Below are 15,684 nucleotides of genomic sequence, written 5' to 3'. Positions count from 1 at the left end.
CGTTTTTTCAGAACAAATCCACAGTCCGATCCCTATTACACCTGTATAGTTACTAATTTTCTACCATTCGTTGACGATGACACGGGTACCGCCTTCGCCTTGCAGGGTAAGGTCGCCAGTTTCAAAAGAGACCGCGGGCATTGACCAGCGGAAGATCCATTTGGCATCATCGGGGCTGGCGTTGATGCAGCCATGCGACATCGGTTCACCATAGTTGTTATGCCAATAGGTCGAGTGTATGGCAACCCCATCACCGTGGAAAAGGGAGGTCCAGCCGACGGCAGGCACATCCCAGCTACTCGCGGCGGTGCTGCCACCCATATGCAAGGAGTAGAGTTTGCGCCAGATCATAAAACCCGATGAAACTGCTGGGGAGAGCGGTGTAGCGCCCTCGGCTTTACCCGATGAAATGCGGCAGAAATAGACTTCTGAATTGCCTTCATAGCAGGAAAGATGCTGCTCTTTCCAATTTATATCGACCTCAATGCGCTTGTCTGTTATTTCAGGGGTGATGGGGGCAACTTCTTCCGGAGTCAGCGGACGGAAAGCCTCTGCCTGGCACCAGAAAATATCACCCGGGTTGCCGTAGCGTTCATTCACGCGATACCACATGCTGCCGTCGCCTTCGGTTTTGATTTGATCGACCCACAAAATCTGGCTGTAATAGAAGCGGTATGGCTGCCCGTTTTCAACTCGAAAACGCCACCAGGCGGAGCGCGGCGGGCCGTTGGCGATGCTTGCCTCCACATAAGGAACTGCGACTTCAACCCACATGCCCACATCTGCCCCCATTTGAGGCAGGGCGTCCACGGGCTGTGCGGGTTCATTTTTTACAGGTTGCAAATAAGGAGACCAGATAAATCCCTCGGGGGTTTCTACCCAACGCTGATTATTGCGCCAGGGCCAACGCCCAACTTTTTCTTGCAACCACGGCACCACAGTATCTTCATAAACTGAACTCACAGTTGTGGCGTCATAATCTGGAGCGGCCTTAATGTCGACGCGCCCGCCCAGGCCATCTGCAACCACGCGCCCCAATTTGTCAGATTGAGGAAAATCGGGCAGATTGAATAGTCGCTGCCAGGGTTGCAGGGTGATACCGCCAACACCTGCGGCGGCTATTTTTAGAAAATCACGACGGGTCAGTCGATGGGTGGTTTGCATATTGTATCTCTTTGTAAGAAACTTGTTTTTTAAACGAATTATCCAATATAGTACTGCACCAGACGCTCATAAGGATACCACTCTTACATTAGCCTGAGTTAAATCCGACAGTTCGGGTATACTTATCTTTACTGCAACAGAAAATCGAACTGAATCTTAATTCTACCTGTTTACAGCCAAGTATGTCGATACAAAATTATCTCAAGCGCTTCAGACATTTATGGGAAGGCGAACTTTATATTCAGCTACGCCGCTTCCGCTGGATGGCCTTTCCGGGTGTGTTTTTGCTCGCCACCATCCACAGTTTGTTGGTACGAAGTATTGCGCGGCCTGTATCCGGCATCTGGCAACCCTGGATTGAAATTCTGGTATATAGCGTCACCGGAAGTCTCACCGCATGGATAGGCTTGAGCTGGATCGCGAACGCAGCCGCGCAGCGGGCAAAAACCGAATATCAACTTCAGGGCGCATTTGAAGCGCTTGAACAACGCCACCAACAATTATTGAGATTGAATCATATTGGCGAACAAATCGCGGCCGCTGATTCGCAGCACACGATTTTGGAACTCGCCACCCGCGCCCCATTGCAACTTACCAAAGCACAGGCTTCCACGGTTGTCTCATTTGATCAATATAAACGCCTGAATCTGGATATGGCCTGGGGATTGAGCGACAAATATCTCGGTGCTCTGCGCCAGCGCATGGATGCCGGCATCGACTCAGAGCGCTGCCGAAATTGCAATACGCTGCACGCCCATATCAAGCAGGATTGCCCGCTCTTTGAGGGCTTGCAACCCCTGGCGGAGCAAGATGGCATCACCTCGCTGGTTTGCCTGCCAATTACCCTCGAGAAAAAACGCTCCAGCATTATTACAGCCTACTATCCCGAAACGAATACCCCCACCGATGAACATATTCGGTTACTTAATATCTTCAGCGCGGTGATTTCAGGCGCGCTGGAGGGACAACAATCGCGAAACCAGGAAGATATCCACCGAAACGCGACGATCCCCACAACCCACAACCCTGCAGCAATTGCTGAACTCTCCAGCCAGGTGCTTAATATTGCCATTTCCGGGTGGGATGCACAAGCAGGGGGCGTTTTCATCTACGAAGAAGATACCCAAACATGGGTATGCCATGCCCAACTAAATCTGGGCGACACCATCACCGATGAACGCTTCGCGCTGGGCGCGCACATGGCGCAGCGCGCCTTCGATGCCACCACACCCATCATCCAAGCCGATATTAACGGAAATTCGACCTTCCGCTCTGCCGCCGCAGCGCCGTTAATTACAGATGGGAAAATTCTCGGAGCGCTCTTCCTGGGCAGTTCGCAGCCCAAAACCCTCAACCAGCACCATACCGAATTGCTGGCTACCATTGCCCACCAGATCGCGCTGGCGATCCGCAACACACAGCTTTACAACCAGCTCGGACAAATGGCGGCGCTCAAAGAGCGCCACCGTCTCTCGCGCGAATTCCACGATGGACTGGCCCAAACCCTGGGGTTTCTGAATCTGCAAGCCGAGCAAATTGAGCAGATGATTATAGCCAACCAGAACGCCAGCGCAAAAGATGAGATTCATGAATTGCGTAAGAATATTCATGCCGCTTATGCCGATGTGCGCGAAGCCATCGACGGGCTGCAGATCCGCCTGGACGAGCCTGGGCAATTGGCCGTTCGCTTGAAGGGCTACACCGATGAGTTCACCCGCCAGACAGGCATCACCACCGAATTCACCACCAAACCGGAAGATCTGACGACCAAACCAGAATATGCGATACAATTATTACGGATTGCGCAAGAAAGCCTGACTAATATTCGCAAACATGCTCATGCCAACCGCGCCACAGTTTCATTGGGCGCGGTTGAAAACCAGATTGTATTGGTAATCACAGATGATGGCATGGGCTTCCCCACCACCGGCCCAGGCGAGCGCCTATATCGCAGTTATGGTCTCACGATGATGCGCGAACGCGCCGAGGGCATTGGCGGAAGTTTCTCAGTGGCAACCAGCCCCGGGCAGGGAACCCGCATCACTGTTTCCGTCCCCATCGAAACATTATGATTCGAGTATTACTCTCCGACGATCACAACCTATTCCGCGAAGGAATCGCCCGCATTCTGCAAGATGCGCCGGGCATCGAGTTCGTGGGCTGCGCCCAAAATGGCGCTGAAGCGGTTTCAAAGGCCAAAGTATATCGCCCCGATGTGATTCTTATGGATGTGCACATGCCGGTGATGGATGGTGTTAAAGCTACTCAAGAGATTCGCGCCATTCTGCCAGAAACGAAGATCCTCATGCTCACCGTTTCTGAAAATGATGAAGACTTATTCGGCGCGTTGCGTGCCGGTGCGCGCGGGTATCTGCTCAAAAATACTACCAGCCAAAATTTGATTGAAGGCGTGCGGCGTATCGCGGCAGGCGATTCAATCATCAATCCCAGCATGGCCGCAAAGTTGGTCGATCAGTTTACCGCCATCTCGCCAGAAATATCAACCCCAGGCAAGTATCCAAAAGCGGCTGCCGAAGAGATCACCGCCCGCGAGCGCGATGTCTTGCAACTGGTTGCCCGCGGGTTGAGCAACAAAGAGATCGGGCAAGAACTGAATATCTCGCCGCACACAGTAAAATCACATTTAAGCAATACTATGGAAAAATTGGGCTTCAGTGGGCGCGTCGAAGCCGCCGCCTGGGCCATTCGCCACGGGTTGCTAAACGACTGATACTTTGTTCAACCCGTCATTCGTGCAAAAAATCACCCATTTGGGGGATATATTCATGGGGAAACATCCCCATTTGGGTCAAGACAAGCCACTCATCTTTCGCTAAACTAAATCTTAGAAAACTTACCTCACGCGTTGAAACCGATTCTCTCAAGGCATCCTGAACGCCTGCTATGGGAATCTTTTTTGCACAAATGTTTTGCGCCGTTCACCTTGCTCGGCAAGGTAAACATCACACCGGAATATGAACATAGCTGCTCCAAAGAGAGTTCTCTTCGTTGGATTGGGTTTATTACAAGATGTTGTAGTGCGCTTACTAACCGATCAGACCGACATTGAAATCATCGGCATGGTGAACAACTGGGCAGAAGCCAAAACTGCCATCGTAGAAAGGCAGCCTGACATCATCATCATGGATCACCAAAACCACGAACTTATCGAAGCTGAACTCAATCCGCTGCTTGAAAATAGCGAACGCGACCTGAAGGTCATTTATCTCACGTCCGCAGACAATCGCATCATCGTCCACAATCGCAAACAAATCAACGACGCGGCGATGCCCGATTTATTACGCGCCTTAATAACCGACTCGCCCGACGAGGCATCCTAATGAAACGAGCTTTACAAATCGGCTTCTACGTCTTGCTCGGCACGCTCGTAATCGCCGCATTGGCATTCAAGATTTTTCAGCCAGTACAGGTAGTGCCTCGCATCCGGCTTTCTCCCGGTTTCGCACTTATCACCCAGGATGGCGGGCGCATCACCAACGAAGACCTGCGCGGCAAATTTGTTGTTTTTAATTTTACATACACCAACTGCGAAGCGCCATGCGGTTATATGAACGACACGATCGTGGCAATTCAATCACGTCTGGATGAAATCAATCTCGGCAATATTGAATTACTTTTTGTGACGATTTCGTTTGACCCGGAAATAGATACACCGGAGAAATTAAAAACCTACGCGGACTCGCTCGGAGCTGATCCTGACCAATGGATATTTGCCACCACCGAAGATCAAATCCTGCTCAAGGCGATCATTGGCGCAGGCTTCGAGGCCTACTATAAGCAAAACGAAGACGGAACTTTTACCTTTGACCCCAAATTTGTACTCGTTGACGGCTGGGGCATCGTCCGTGGTGAATATCGTTACCAAACCCAGGTGCCCGATACCGATCGCATCTTGCGGCACATCCAGGTTTTATCGGATGAAGTGCAAAATAGCACCGGTTCCGCCAGCCTGGCCTACGAGGCGGCACATTATTTCTTATGCTACACGCCTTAGGTCTGTCGACACCAAGTTTTTTTGGTTCCAGCGTTCTGCGGTGGAATACGATGCTCAGGAGTTGTAAGCCTTGACAAAAAATCTCAGCAAGTTTTCCAAATATACCTGGGGAGTGCTGGCCTACAATTTGATTGTCATCTTGTGGGGCGCGTATGTGCGCGCAACCGGCTCCGGAGCTGGCTGCGGCAGCCATTGGCCGCTGTGCAACGGAGACGTACTTCCCCGCGCGCCACGCATAGACACGATTATCGAGTTTGCTCATCGCATCTCCAGCGGACTTGCATTTTTGCTCGTCCTGGGCATGTTCATTTGGGCGCGCCGCATTTATCAAGAAAAATCCAGTGTGCGCCTGGCAGCGAAATGGGCCATGATTCTGATGATTACAGAATCGCTGGCCGGAGCCAGTCTGGTTATCTTTCACTGGGTTGCTGGCGATACGTCGCTGGGCCGCGTAATTATGATGGGGGTACACCTGCTCAATACGCATATGCTGATCGGCGCCATAGCACTAACTGCCTGGTGGTCATCGAAAGAAGCGCGCACTACAACCCGCTGGAATAAATTCCATTGGGCGCTGGCAATTGCCATTCTGGCTACACTCATCATGAGCATGGCAGGCGCTGTCACCGCGTTGGGCGACACCCTCTTCCCCGCCGATTCGCTCGCTGAAGGCCTTCAGCAAGATTTCTCCCCGACCGCCCACTTTATCGTGCGCCTACGCGTACTGCACCCCTTCATCGCCATTGGCGTTGGCCTGTATATCACCTTTGTGGCCGGGGCCATCATTATGGAGACAGAGAAGGGCCAATTTGTTCGTAAACTGGCCATTGGCCTAATTGCCATCTACGCCGCTCAATTGCTGGCCGGACTGGTCAATCTGTTGCTCTTGGCTCCCGTATGGATGCAAATTATTCATCTCTTCCTGGCAGACCTGACCTGGCTCGCGTTAGTACTGCTCATGAATGAAAAATCAAAGAACGGAAACTAATGTCGAAAACTACTCGTCTCATTTTTATCATTGGCACCCTGGCTGGCATCGTACTCGTAGCCGCGTGGGGTCTCCCCAAACTGCGCCCACACACTTTTTATGGTACGTTGCTGCAATCGCCCGATAAAGCCCCTGACTTTACCCTCGATTCGGTTTTAGGCGAACTCAGCCTGGAAGACTTCCGAGGGCAAATTGTTATGCTCTATTTCGGCTACACTTTCTGCCCGGATGTCTGCCCCGCTACACTGGCAGAAGTCAGCGGTGCAATGGAGCTACTTGGCAAACAAGCTGAAGATGTGCAAGTCATCATGGTTTCAGTGGACCCATTGCGAGATTCTGTAGAAGAGCTGGATGAATATGTATCCCACTTCTACCCCAGTTTCCTGGGCGTCACCGGCAGCGAAGAAAAAATCGCTTCACTTGCGACACTTTATGGTGTTTTTTACGAGAAGCACGAAGGCACCGAAGCCACTGGCTATCTGATTGATCACACTGCTACGGTGATGGTGATCGACAGAGATGGTCATCTCAAGTTGATCTTCCCCTTTGGTGCGCCTGCTGCCGAAATTGCTGAAGATATTGCCTATCTGCTTAAGTGAATCGATCCTAAACAGTAAATTATGGACGACCTGACCAACCTGAGTACACCCTCCAGCGTAACCACTTATTGGTGGCGCACCATGCTTGCCAATGTAGGGGCAGCAGGCCAAACCCTGATTCAGTTATTTAAACTGCGGGTGGTTTTGCTATTGCTAATTGCTGCAGCAGGCGGCGCGGTGATAGGCGCAGCCGGTTGGCCGGGCGGGAAAGAACTGCTTATTCTGATGATCACTGGCGGTCTTTCAGCCAGCGGAGCCTCGGCGTTAAACCAGTATCTGGAACGCGAGCGTGATTCACAAATGACACGCACCCGCCAGAGGCCCTTTCCTTCCGGGCAGATCACAAATCCGAATGCTGTGTTACTCACCAGCGTGGTGATGATTGCTATGGGAGTGTTCGGAGCGGCGATTTTTAACCCGGCACTGGCCTTTTTCAATGCACTGGGCGCGGCTATCTACGTGGGAATCTATACCTTGTGGTTAAAACCTCGCAGTGTTGTCAATATTGTCATTGGCGGCGCGGCGGGCAGTTGTGCGGTGTTAAGCGGGGGTGCAGCCGCTGGCGCGTGGAACGAGCCAAGTACACTGGCATTGGCCGGATTGCTCTTTTTGTGGACACCGGTTCATTTCTGGAGCCTGGCAATGGCTTATCAGAAAGATTATGCCAATGCTGGCTTTCCGATGCTGCCGGTTCATATTTCGGGTAAACAGGCCGCGGGCTGGGTGGCGGTTCACACCTTCGGGACGGGCATTATCGCCATTGTCCTGGCAAGCCACCCCAATATGGGTTTGCTTTACTTGCTCCCCAGCTTATTAGCCACAATCCGCCTCGGGATGTTGACCTACCGGCTTTACCGCGATCCATCCCCCAAAATGGCATTTTCCTTATTCAAGTTTTCCAATATGTATTTGGGAATCCTGCTTTTATTAGCCATTATCGATCTTATCTGGTTGTAATCAAGCTACAGGAGGTGAAGAATAACCGCAATTTTTCAGCATTATCCCCCACGAAGGTCTATCACAATCGCACCTTGAAAATATGAGAAATTCACAGCGCTCTCGATTTGCAAACCCAATCTGGTTAGGCTTATTAGGAATAGCACTGGGATTGGTTCTGGCCCTAGCGGCTTACGCCATTGGCAAAGCGTTGCGCCCTCCACAAATACTGCGAGGCGCAATGCTCAATCCGTCCATCCCGGCTGTTGATTTCAACTTGCTGGCAGAAGATGACCAGAATATTACTTTGTACGAATATCGAGGACAGCCAGTTCTCCTGGCGTTTAGTTGCCAGAAATGTCCACGAAGCGCCACACTGATGAGCAAACTCGCTCAGGTGAAAAGCGGAGCGAACGGTAAAGACCATTCGATAGAAGTAATAGTGGTCAATCTTAACCCGGGGCGAGAAAGTATTCAAAGCTTTGCTGAATTCGTCCACGCTTTTGATACTGATTTTGTGGCTGTTTCTGGCAACTTGCGAGATGTGACGGATATTGCTCACAGCTATGATGTTTATTTTGGATATACTCAGAACGATTTTGTAGAGAGCAATCCGTTGATTTTTCTCATTGATGCACAAGGCTATTGGCGATCTGTGTATCCGCTAAATATGAGCGCCGTTGACATAAACAGCGATATCGAAATTATTTGGCAAGACCGGTAATTTATCCATCAAAATTCACATATATCATACAAGGAGAAGAGATATGAGTGAAAACAATCAGGAGTTCAAACCAAAAGGGACGATGGCAATACTGTTTATTTTTGTATTGACCCTAATCCTGCTTTGGGGCTCAGTTTTTCTAATTCTGCTTTCGCGAGGAATGACCGTAGGAGTGTGATCATATGACATCTAAACCTTCCATGCACATTGATCCGTATGAACGCAATTGGATCATCATCAGCATTGTGCTGTTGGTGTCATTTGCGGTAGCCATTAGCGTAGCCGGATTTGCCTTTGGCATCCAGGTTCCCAGCCCCGAGCAGCGCGTAGACCCGCGCACTGTAGCCGATTCAGGCCCGTGGGCCGATCCCGGTTTGCGCGAGCTGTCTCCCGGAAAATACGAAGCCTATATTTTGGCGCAAACCTGGTCTTTTTTGCCACGCGAAATGACCGTACCGGTTGACTCTGAGATAACTTTCTATATCACCAGCAAAGACGTACAACACGGCTTCAAACTGCAAGAAACCAATCTGAACGTCCAGGTTGTGCCGGGTCAGGTATCGAAGTTAACTATTACCTTCGATAAACCGGGCGATTATGACTATATCTGCACCGAGTATTGCGGTTCGGGGCACGCGGCCATGTTCGGCACGCTGCACGTTGAACCGTAATTGGATATCTTAGGAGGCACTATGTCTACAAATACTTATGAACTTTCCGCTGCCGAGAAAAAATTTGTCGGTTGGCATGTCTTTTTTGCCGTTGCAGCGCTTTCCGTCGGCGCCCTTTTCGGGCCGCTGCAGGCGCTGGAACATTCCGGGCTTGATCTTTACCCGTATCTGAAACCCGTCTTCAAATCGTACTATCAGGGCCTCACCCTGCACGGCGTGCTCAACGCTCTGGTATATACAACCTTCTTCATCACCGGATTTTTGACCTTGGCAGTAACCAAAGGCCTGGAACGCCCGCTGAAATACCCTAAACTGAACGCAGTCGGTTTCTGGACGATGGTTGTCGGCCTTGTCACTGCGGCAATCCCCTTGCTGCTGGATGAAGCTTCGGTACTCTACACCTTCTACCCGCCCATGAAAGCCAACTGGGCTTTCTATCTGGGCTTGACCCTGGTCGTAGTAGGAAGCTGGATTGAAGGTTGGGGCATGATGGCTACCTTCGCCGCCTGGCGCAAGGAAAATCCTGGCGTGCGCAGCCCACTTGCTGCGCTGGGTTCTGTGATCACAATGGCGATGTGGCAGATTGCTACACTCGGTGTGGCTACCGAAATCCTGACCATGCTCTTGCCCTGGTCGCTCGGCCTGATTGAAGGCACCGACCCACAGTTGGCCCGCACCTATTTCTGGTTCACCGGCCACCCATTGGTTTACTTCTGGCTGCTTCCAGCTTACCTTTCCTGGTATGCTTTCCTGCCCAAGCAGGTTGGCGGCAAGCTCTTCAGCGACTCGCTGGCGCGCTTCGCTTTCTGGCTGTTCCTGCTGCTCTCGGTGCCGTTGGGTTTCCATCACCAGTATGTAGACCCTGGCGTTCCCGCTGGCTGGAAATTCCTGCATGCCATCCTGACCTATTCGGTTTTCCTGCCCTCGATGATGACCGCCTTCACCGTGGTTGCATCCCTGGAAAAAGCTGGGCGTGCCCGTGGCGGCAAAGGTCTCTTTGGCTGGCTCCGCACCCTGCCCTGGAGCAATCCTTCGGTTAATGCCCAGTTACTCGCCGGCATCCTGTTCTTCTTCGGCGGCATCGGTGGTTTGGCGAATGCTTCGTATAACGTCAACCTGGTGCTGCACAACACCGCCTGGGTTCCAGGCCACTTCCACCTGACAGTAGCTTCAGCCGTCACCATGTCGTTCATGGGCATCAGCTACTGGCTGGTTCCCTATGTAACTGGCAAGAAATTGATGAGTGAAAAAGCTGCCAACTGGGCCAACGGGCTGTGGTTTGTTGGTATGGTGATCTTCTCGAACGCCATGCACGTTGTCGGCCTGCTCGGTGCTCCGCGTCGTACTCCGCTGGGGCTGGCTCCCTATATCCCCGAAGAGTGGAGCGGTCACCTGTTGCGCGTTGGTATCGGCGGCACGATCATGTTCTTCGGCATCTATACCTACATCATTCTGTTGGCCCGCACGGCCTGGTCGAAGAAAGCTGAAGCGGCTGATGTTGAGATTCCGTTGGCTGAATCCGAACAAGACCCGCAAGACACCCCCGAATGGCTTGACAAGTGGGTTCCCTGGCTGGTGGGCACAGTCGTACTGCTGATTGTGGCTTATGGCCCGCAGTTGATTGACCAAATCAGTAATATCTCACTCAACGCTCCTGGCGGGCGCGTTTGGTAAATAAATCTCTGTTTGAACTTTAATACGATAGAACGTGGATTTACTGAATATCTGCGTAGATCCACGTTCTATTTCCAAAACTAATGACACAAAAAAATACACCTACCACCTATGGTCGCATTGCTCAGGCATTGCACTGGATCAGCACCCTTCTGATCCTGACGCTACTATTCATGGGCCTCTACATGACCCATCAAGCGGAAGGCGCGTTACAAGCCAAACTCTACCAGTCGCACACTACTATCGGATTTATTCTTTCATTTTTGACCCTCTTGCGCGTGATCTGGATTCTCTTCGATGCGCGCCCCGCAATTCCTGTCGGAATGAGCAAAGGCCGCCAATTTATTTTTCGCGGCGTGCACGTTGTGCTCTATCTATTCTTATTCCTGTTGGCTTTTAGCGGCATCGGAATGTTGCTTCTGAGCGGCGTTACCTTGCCCCCGATTGGACTGACCCCGGATGCGATCAATCACGAACTTGTCCCGGTTGCCGTCCACGATATTGGTTCGAAATTTTACATTCTTTTCTTTCTCGCCCATATTGGCGGTGTAATTTCCTATCAACTGACGAAATCAGATGTGCTCTCACGTATGGGCATTCCCTGGTTTACCAAGAAAAACAATTAACTACTCAATTTAGGTGAGGCCGAAGAAGGTGTGTTCATTAGGCACACACCTTCTTCGGAAATTTCGTTCTCGAACTGAATGGCTACAAAAACGAAGCGAACTCAATGACTACTCAGCAAAAACCGGATCGTCAGAAAAAGAACTTCATCCAGCGGCTTTTAGCGCTTAACCCCAGCGTAGATTGGAAAACCCGGCAAAACAATCTCGTCCGGCGATTCCTCAATCTCATGGAGCGCGTCTCGCTGATCTTCGAAGCTCCCATCAGCAAGCTGGTCATCCGTCCAGAATTCAATCCTTTCTATCACACTGGCACCCTGACTGTCGCCCTGTTGGTCGTCATTCTCTTTACTGGCGTTTACCTGACCATGTTCTATCAGTTTGGCTTTGACGCATCGTATGCAGCGATTGCTAAACTCGAAGCCAATTTCTTCAATCGCTGGATGCGCGCCATACATCGTTACGCTTCCGATGCAGCCCTGATCACAGCGCTGTTGCACGGTTGGCGCACTTTCTTCCAGGATCGCTTCCGCGGCCCGCGTTGGTTGGCTTGGGTCTCGGGTGTAGTCACCACAGTTTTCATCTGGGCGATCGGCGTGACCGGCTACTGGATGCTCTGGGATGTACGCGCTCAGATCATTACCCAAACACTGGTCGATATGCTGGAAAACGCCTCAGGGGGAGTTGCTTTTCTGACCAGTTTTGTAGTCGGGGCGCAAGCCGGTTCAGGCTGGTTGTTCATGCTGTTCTTATTCGTTATTCACTTGCTCTTATCGATTTTCCTGGGTTTAGGTTTCTGGTATTTCCACATCAAACGCCTCAGCCGTCCCAAAATCATGCCGCCGCGCTATTGGACATTTGCATCCATTGGGTTGTTGATGGCAATAGCACTCATCATTCCCATTGGGCTGCTACCCCCCGCAAACCCTGCTCAACTCCCCGGCGAAATTACATTTGATCCTTTCTACTTGTTCTATTTACCTGCCGCGCTTCAAATTTCGCCGGGCATCTTTTGGGGCGGAATTTTGCTGGCTTTGATCGCCATCAACGCGACCCCCTGGCTGCTATGGCGCAAGCCCCTGCCTCCCATAAAAGTTAGCACCGAGCGCTGCACCGGCTGCACCCTGTGCGAAGCTGACTGCCCCTACACGGCTATCGCAATGAAAGACCGTCAGGGTGGGCGTCCCAAATTTATTGCGGAAATCAACCCCGCTTTGTGTGTAGCTTGTGGCATTTGCATTGGCAGTTGCCCCGAATTTGCTCTCACTCTGGGCGAAATTCCCCCCGAACCCCTATGGCAAGAAACCATCGCGCGGGCCGCGCAAAAAACCGAAAACCCGCTCAAAGTGATATTTACTTGTGAACGCCACGCACAATACAACTCCGGCTCATTGCCCCAAACATCTGCGGATGGAATGGATATTCAGGTTGTACCGTTAACCTGTGTTGGGATGCTGCACCCCAACCTGATAACACAAACCCTGGAAGCAGGCGCAGACGAGGCCCAGGTGGTGGGCTGTCCGCCCGAAGATTGCGCCAATCGTGAAGGCAATCTCTGGTTGCAGGAACGTGTATCCCGCCTAAGGCTGCCCAAACTTAAATCAGCCTTTGCCAATGCCCCAATCACAACCGATTGGCTGACCCCGAACGAATTCAAGTCGGCCCTCCAATCCAACTCACACCAAACTGCAGCCACAGCCTACGGCGCTGTATTTGAAAAGACCAAATGGAGCCATTTTATTCCCGCTGTGATTCTGATGGCTCTTGTTCTCAGCGTTCAAGTCGCATTGAGCAATATTCCCATGCCCTCTGCCCCACAGTCCGGCGCGGTAATCGAAATCATACTCAACCACACCAGCGGGCATCCGATCACAGGCATCAGTACCATCGAAGATTATGAACCAGGCTTAACGCTTCCCAGCCGTCTGGTGCTGGAAGTTGACCAGGAAGTCATTTTTGATAATGCCTATCCCCTGCGCGGGAAAAAGCCCAGTTCCATCGTTTTTGAACAAGTTGCCGTAACGCCAGGTGAACATCACTTACGCTTGAGCCTGTACGACCGCCCCGAACAGATTCAGCCTTTGGTGTTACTAGACGAAACCACAAGCTTCAAAACCAGTGAAATTCTGACCTTTGAATACAGCGATGCCTCAATTGGCGGCGACGCTGCCGCCGGAGAACGCCTCTATCTGGAAACATTGCTGGGCGTAAATTCGGGCTGCCGTATCTGCCATGCACTTGAAAAAGATGTTGTTCTGGTTGGGCCTTCCTTCTATGGCGTTGCTACACGCGCCGCGGAACGCGTTCCAGGCATGAGTGCAGAAGAATATTTACGCACATCGATCACAGATCCTGGAGCTTATGTCGTTGAAGGTTACCCGGTTGGACAAACCATGAATCTCGGCGACAACCTGACTGACCAGCAAATTGATGATCTGGTCGCATTTATGCTGACCTTCAAATAGCGCACGAAACCCTGTACAACAGTACAGGGCGCTATTTTTTGCAAAATGTTTACCCGGGCAAGAAGAAGCCCTGCTATAATATCCCCCGGCGAATAATAGTAATATTGTTCACAGAAACTTACCATTCTATATATCTAAGGAGAATCGTATGAAAAAACATTTCTTGATCGTCGCTTTTGTTTTGGCACTGGCCCTAGTATTGGCCGCTTGTGGTGGCGGTGGCGCATCTGATGATCCGGCTGCGGCTGGCGAAAAGCTCTTCGCTGAGCAAATCATTGGCGCGCAACCCGGCTGCATCACTTGCCATTCACTGGATGCCGACACGGTTATCGTTGGTCCTTCCCTGGCTGGCGTTGGCTCACGCTCCGATGCCGCCACACTCCGCGAGTCCATTTTGGACCCCAACGCGGTTCTGGTTGAGGGTTTCCCCTCCGACACCATGCCCCCCGTTTGGAGTGATGAATTGACCGACGAACAGGTTGACCAACTGGTGGCCTATCTGTTAACCCTCAAGTAAGTCATTTAATAATAAAGTTCCCGGTGCTTTTTGTACCGGGAACTTTATCGGTTCAGTCGTTTGGAAAGGCAATTTCTTCGCCAACTCCCGAATGGCCTTCAACCAATCGAGTGCCGTAAAGCTCTCTGCCAAGCGTTACCGTGTATATTGCAGTCCCCTGGGTTTTTCCGGTAACTCCCTCGATGGCACGCCACTCAACTAAAAGCTGGTTTCCTTCCAGCATACCGATACCTTCTTGTATACCGCCTACGATAATCCATTGCAAGAGATATTCATGCTCCTTTTCTCCTGCCCGGATTGTAAGATGACCACCATACTCTGTCCCTAGCGGATCAACGCCATTGACAACATAAATTCCGACAAGATCAGGAACAGCGTCGGGAGGCGCATCGGCAGTTGTTGGTACCCCCTTCTCTTTTGCACTACACCCCGCAAGGGCAACCAACATCATTGCAAGAACGAATATTAATACCTTTTTGTACATTGAACTGATCTCCAAATTAATTAATTTTCCAAGAGGCCGAGCTTCATCCATAACGGCTATGAACAGAGCCAGAAATCGGTTCTATTGTAGCATAAGCCACTGAGAGGAGCATTTTTTATGAGTGATTTCAAATACCAGGTCAAAATACCCTCTGTCGATGACTGGCGCGAATCGGTCAAGTGCCAGGCTGCCTGCCCCGTAAACACCGATGCACGCGGTTATGTGACCGCGATGGCGCGCGGTGAACTGGAATTGGGTTTTGAAATTTCCCACGACCCAAACCCGCTCTCCACAGTATGTGGGCGCGTCTGCGGCGCACCCTGTGAGGTCGCATGTCGGCGCGGCGATATTGGCCCGGATCTAAAACCCATTTCGATTCGACCCATCAAACGGGTGCTCACCGAACGCTACGGCCCCGAAGCCGGGCATCGCCTGCCAGGGCGCATCGAAGTTTCCGACGTGTTACCCGTCGAGAGCATTGAACTCAACACCGGAATCACTGTATTTTCAGCCAACATCAACAAAAAAACCAGCTCCTGCCACGATCTCCCTGGCACGGGCGCGCCGCAGCTCTATTCGCCGGTGCGCTGGTCACGCCAGGAGCTACAACGCATTGGCACGCAAGAAAACCGCAAAACCGGAAAGGTTGCAGTCATTGGCGCTGGCCCCGCGGGATTAACTGTAGCGCATGACCTGGCGCTGTTGGGGCACAAAGTCACCATTTACGAAGCTGGGCCAAAAACCGGCGGCATGATGCGGTATGGCATTCAGGTCTATCGCTTCGATATGGAAGCCATGGACCTCGAAATTCAGGCCATACTGGA

Annotated in this window: 17 protein-coding genes; 15 read left to right on the top strand and 2 right to left on the bottom strand. The window is 51.5% G+C overall.

The window, feature by feature from the left end:
* Nucleotides 1-60 precede the first annotated feature (60 nt).
* A complete protein-coding gene (locus HN413_10630; GenBank protein ID MBT3390857.1) occupies nucleotides 61-1,164 on the bottom strand; it encodes a L,D-transpeptidase in 1,104 nt (367 codons plus the stop codon).
* A gap of 182 nt (nucleotides 1,165-1,346) precedes the next feature.
* Between HN413_10630 and HN413_10625 the strand changes: the two genes are divergently transcribed.
* The 14 genes from HN413_10625 to HN413_10560 all read left to right on the top strand — a co-directional run bounded on the left by HN413_10625 (nucleotide 1,347) and on the right by HN413_10560 (nucleotide 14,376).
* Nucleotides 1,347-3,236 carry a GAF domain-containing protein gene (locus HN413_10625; protein MBT3390856.1) on the top strand — a complete coding sequence of 630 codons (1,890 nt, stop codon included), beginning with the start codon at nucleotides 1,347-1,349 and terminating at the stop codon, nucleotides 3,234-3,236.
* Nucleotides 3,233-3,895, top strand: coding sequence for a response regulator transcription factor (locus HN413_10620; GenBank protein MBT3390855.1), 663 nt, complete (start codon nucleotides 3,233-3,235; stop codon nucleotides 3,893-3,895). The genes HN413_10625 and HN413_10620 overlap by 4 nt, the downstream gene beginning before the upstream one ends.
* A gap of 244 nt (nucleotides 3,896-4,139) precedes the next feature.
* Entirely contained in the window at nucleotides 4,140-4,505 is a 366-nt protein-coding gene (locus HN413_10615; GenBank protein ID MBT3390854.1) for a hypothetical protein, read from the top strand.
* Nucleotides 4,505-5,179, top strand: a complete 675-nt coding sequence (locus tag HN413_10610; protein MBT3390853.1) for an SCO family protein — start codon at nucleotides 4,505-4,507, stop codon at nucleotides 5,177-5,179. The genes HN413_10615 and HN413_10610 overlap by 1 nt, the downstream gene beginning before the upstream one ends.
* 70 nt (nucleotides 5,180-5,249) lie before the next feature.
* Nucleotides 5,250-6,167, top strand: coding sequence for a heme A synthase (locus HN413_10605; GenBank protein ID MBT3390852.1), 918 nt, complete (start codon nucleotides 5,250-5,252; stop codon nucleotides 6,165-6,167).
* On the top strand, nucleotides 6,167-6,766 hold the full coding sequence (locus HN413_10600) for an SCO family protein (GenBank protein MBT3390851.1): 600 nt from the start codon (nucleotides 6,167-6,169) through the stop codon (nucleotides 6,764-6,766). Before HN413_10605 ends, HN413_10600 begins: the two co-directional genes overlap by 1 nt.
* A gap of 21 nt (nucleotides 6,767-6,787) precedes the next feature.
* Nucleotides 6,788-7,723 carry a protoheme IX farnesyltransferase gene (cyoE, locus tag HN413_10595; GenBank protein MBT3390850.1) on the top strand — a complete coding sequence of 312 codons (936 nt, stop codon included), beginning with the start codon at nucleotides 6,788-6,790 and terminating at the stop codon, nucleotides 7,721-7,723.
* Between the two features lie 151 nt (nucleotides 7,724-7,874).
* On the top strand, nucleotides 7,875-8,426 hold the full coding sequence (locus HN413_10590; GenBank protein ID MBT3390849.1) for an SCO family protein: 552 nt from the start codon (nucleotides 7,875-7,877) through the stop codon (nucleotides 8,424-8,426).
* A gap of 43 nt (nucleotides 8,427-8,469) precedes the next feature.
* Nucleotides 8,470-8,604: a cytochrome c oxidase subunit 2A gene (locus HN413_10585; GenBank protein ID MBT3390848.1), complete on the top strand. Its 135-nt coding sequence runs from the start codon at nucleotides 8,470-8,472 to the stop codon at nucleotides 8,602-8,604.
* A gap of 4 nt (nucleotides 8,605-8,608) precedes the next feature.
* Complete coding sequence (locus HN413_10580; GenBank protein ID MBT3390847.1) at nucleotides 8,609-9,097, top strand: cytochrome C oxidase subunit II; 489 nt, start codon at nucleotides 8,609-8,611, stop codon at nucleotides 9,095-9,097.
* 21 nt (nucleotides 9,098-9,118) lie between these two features.
* Nucleotides 9,119-10,771 carry a b(o/a)3-type cytochrome-c oxidase subunit 1 gene (locus HN413_10575; GenBank protein ID MBT3390846.1) on the top strand — a complete coding sequence of 551 codons (1,653 nt, stop codon included), beginning with the start codon at nucleotides 9,119-9,121 and terminating at the stop codon, nucleotides 10,769-10,771.
* Between the two features lie 83 nt (nucleotides 10,772-10,854).
* Complete coding sequence (locus tag HN413_10570) at nucleotides 10,855-11,397, top strand: hypothetical protein (GenBank protein MBT3390845.1); 543 nt, start codon at nucleotides 10,855-10,857, stop codon at nucleotides 11,395-11,397.
* Nucleotides 11,398-11,501: 104 nt separating this feature from the next.
* Nucleotides 11,502-13,859 carry a hydrogenase iron-sulfur subunit gene (locus HN413_10565; protein MBT3390844.1) on the top strand — a complete coding sequence of 786 codons (2,358 nt, stop codon included), beginning with the start codon at nucleotides 11,502-11,504 and terminating at the stop codon, nucleotides 13,857-13,859.
* 148 nt (nucleotides 13,860-14,007) lie between these two features.
* Entirely contained in the window at nucleotides 14,008-14,376 is a 369-nt protein-coding gene (locus HN413_10560) for a c-type cytochrome (GenBank protein ID MBT3390843.1), read from the top strand.
* A gap of 52 nt (nucleotides 14,377-14,428) precedes the next feature.
* Here the strand turns inward: HN413_10560 and HN413_10555 are convergent, their stop codons facing one another.
* Entirely contained in the window at nucleotides 14,429-14,911 is a 483-nt protein-coding gene (locus tag HN413_10555) for a hypothetical protein (protein ID MBT3390842.1), read from the bottom strand.
* 297 nt (nucleotides 14,912-15,208) lie between these two features.
* Here HN413_10555 and HN413_10550 point away from each other — a divergent pair.
* On the top strand, nucleotides 15,209-15,684 hold a 476-nt coding region (locus tag HN413_10550; protein MBT3390841.1), incomplete at its 3' end, for an NAD(P)-binding protein.

It is taken from the genome of Chloroflexota bacterium, from assembly GCA_018648225.1.
Taxonomy (GTDB): Bacteria; Chloroflexota; Anaerolineae; order Anaerolineales; family UBA11858; genus NIOZ-UU35.
This window is presented reverse-complemented; position numbering and strand designations above follow the sequence as displayed.

Excerpts from the sequence above, each read along its gene's own strand:
- HN413_10630 (MBT3390857.1), bottom strand. The coding sequence starts at position 1,164 with ATGCAAACCACCCATCGACTGACCCGTCGTGATTTTCTAAAAATAGCC.
- HN413_10625 (MBT3390856.1), top strand. The coding sequence starts at position 1,347 with ATGTCGATACAAAATTATCTCAAGCGCTTCAGACATTTATGGGAAGGC.
- HN413_10620 (MBT3390855.1), top strand. The coding sequence starts at position 3,233 with ATGATTCGAGTATTACTCTCCGACGATCACAACCTATTCCGCGAAGGA.
- HN413_10615 (MBT3390854.1), top strand. The coding sequence starts at position 4,140 with ATGAACATAGCTGCTCCAAAGAGAGTTCTCTTCGTTGGATTGGGTTTA.
- HN413_10610 (MBT3390853.1), top strand. The coding sequence starts at position 4,505 with ATGAAACGAGCTTTACAAATCGGCTTCTACGTCTTGCTCGGCACGCTC.
- HN413_10600 (MBT3390851.1), top strand. The coding sequence starts at position 6,167 with ATGTCGAAAACTACTCGTCTCATTTTTATCATTGGCACCCTGGCTGGC.
- cyoE (MBT3390850.1), top strand. The coding sequence starts at position 6,788 with ATGGACGACCTGACCAACCTGAGTACACCCTCCAGCGTAACCACTTAT.
- HN413_10585 (MBT3390848.1), top strand. The coding sequence starts at position 8,470 with ATGAGTGAAAACAATCAGGAGTTCAAACCAAAAGGGACGATGGCAATA.
- HN413_10580 (MBT3390847.1), top strand. The coding sequence starts at position 8,609 with ATGACATCTAAACCTTCCATGCACATTGATCCGTATGAACGCAATTGG.
- HN413_10575 (MBT3390846.1), top strand. The coding sequence starts at position 9,119 with ATGTCTACAAATACTTATGAACTTTCCGCTGCCGAGAAAAAATTTGTC.
- HN413_10570 (MBT3390845.1), top strand. The coding sequence starts at position 10,855 with ATGACACAAAAAAATACACCTACCACCTATGGTCGCATTGCTCAGGCA.
- HN413_10565 (MBT3390844.1), top strand. The coding sequence starts at position 11,502 with ATGACTACTCAGCAAAAACCGGATCGTCAGAAAAAGAACTTCATCCAG.
- HN413_10560 (MBT3390843.1), top strand. The coding sequence starts at position 14,008 with ATGAAAAAACATTTCTTGATCGTCGCTTTTGTTTTGGCACTGGCCCTA.
- HN413_10555 (MBT3390842.1), bottom strand. The coding sequence starts at position 14,911 with ATGGATGAAGCTCGGCCTCTTGGAAAATTAATTAATTTGGAGATCAGT.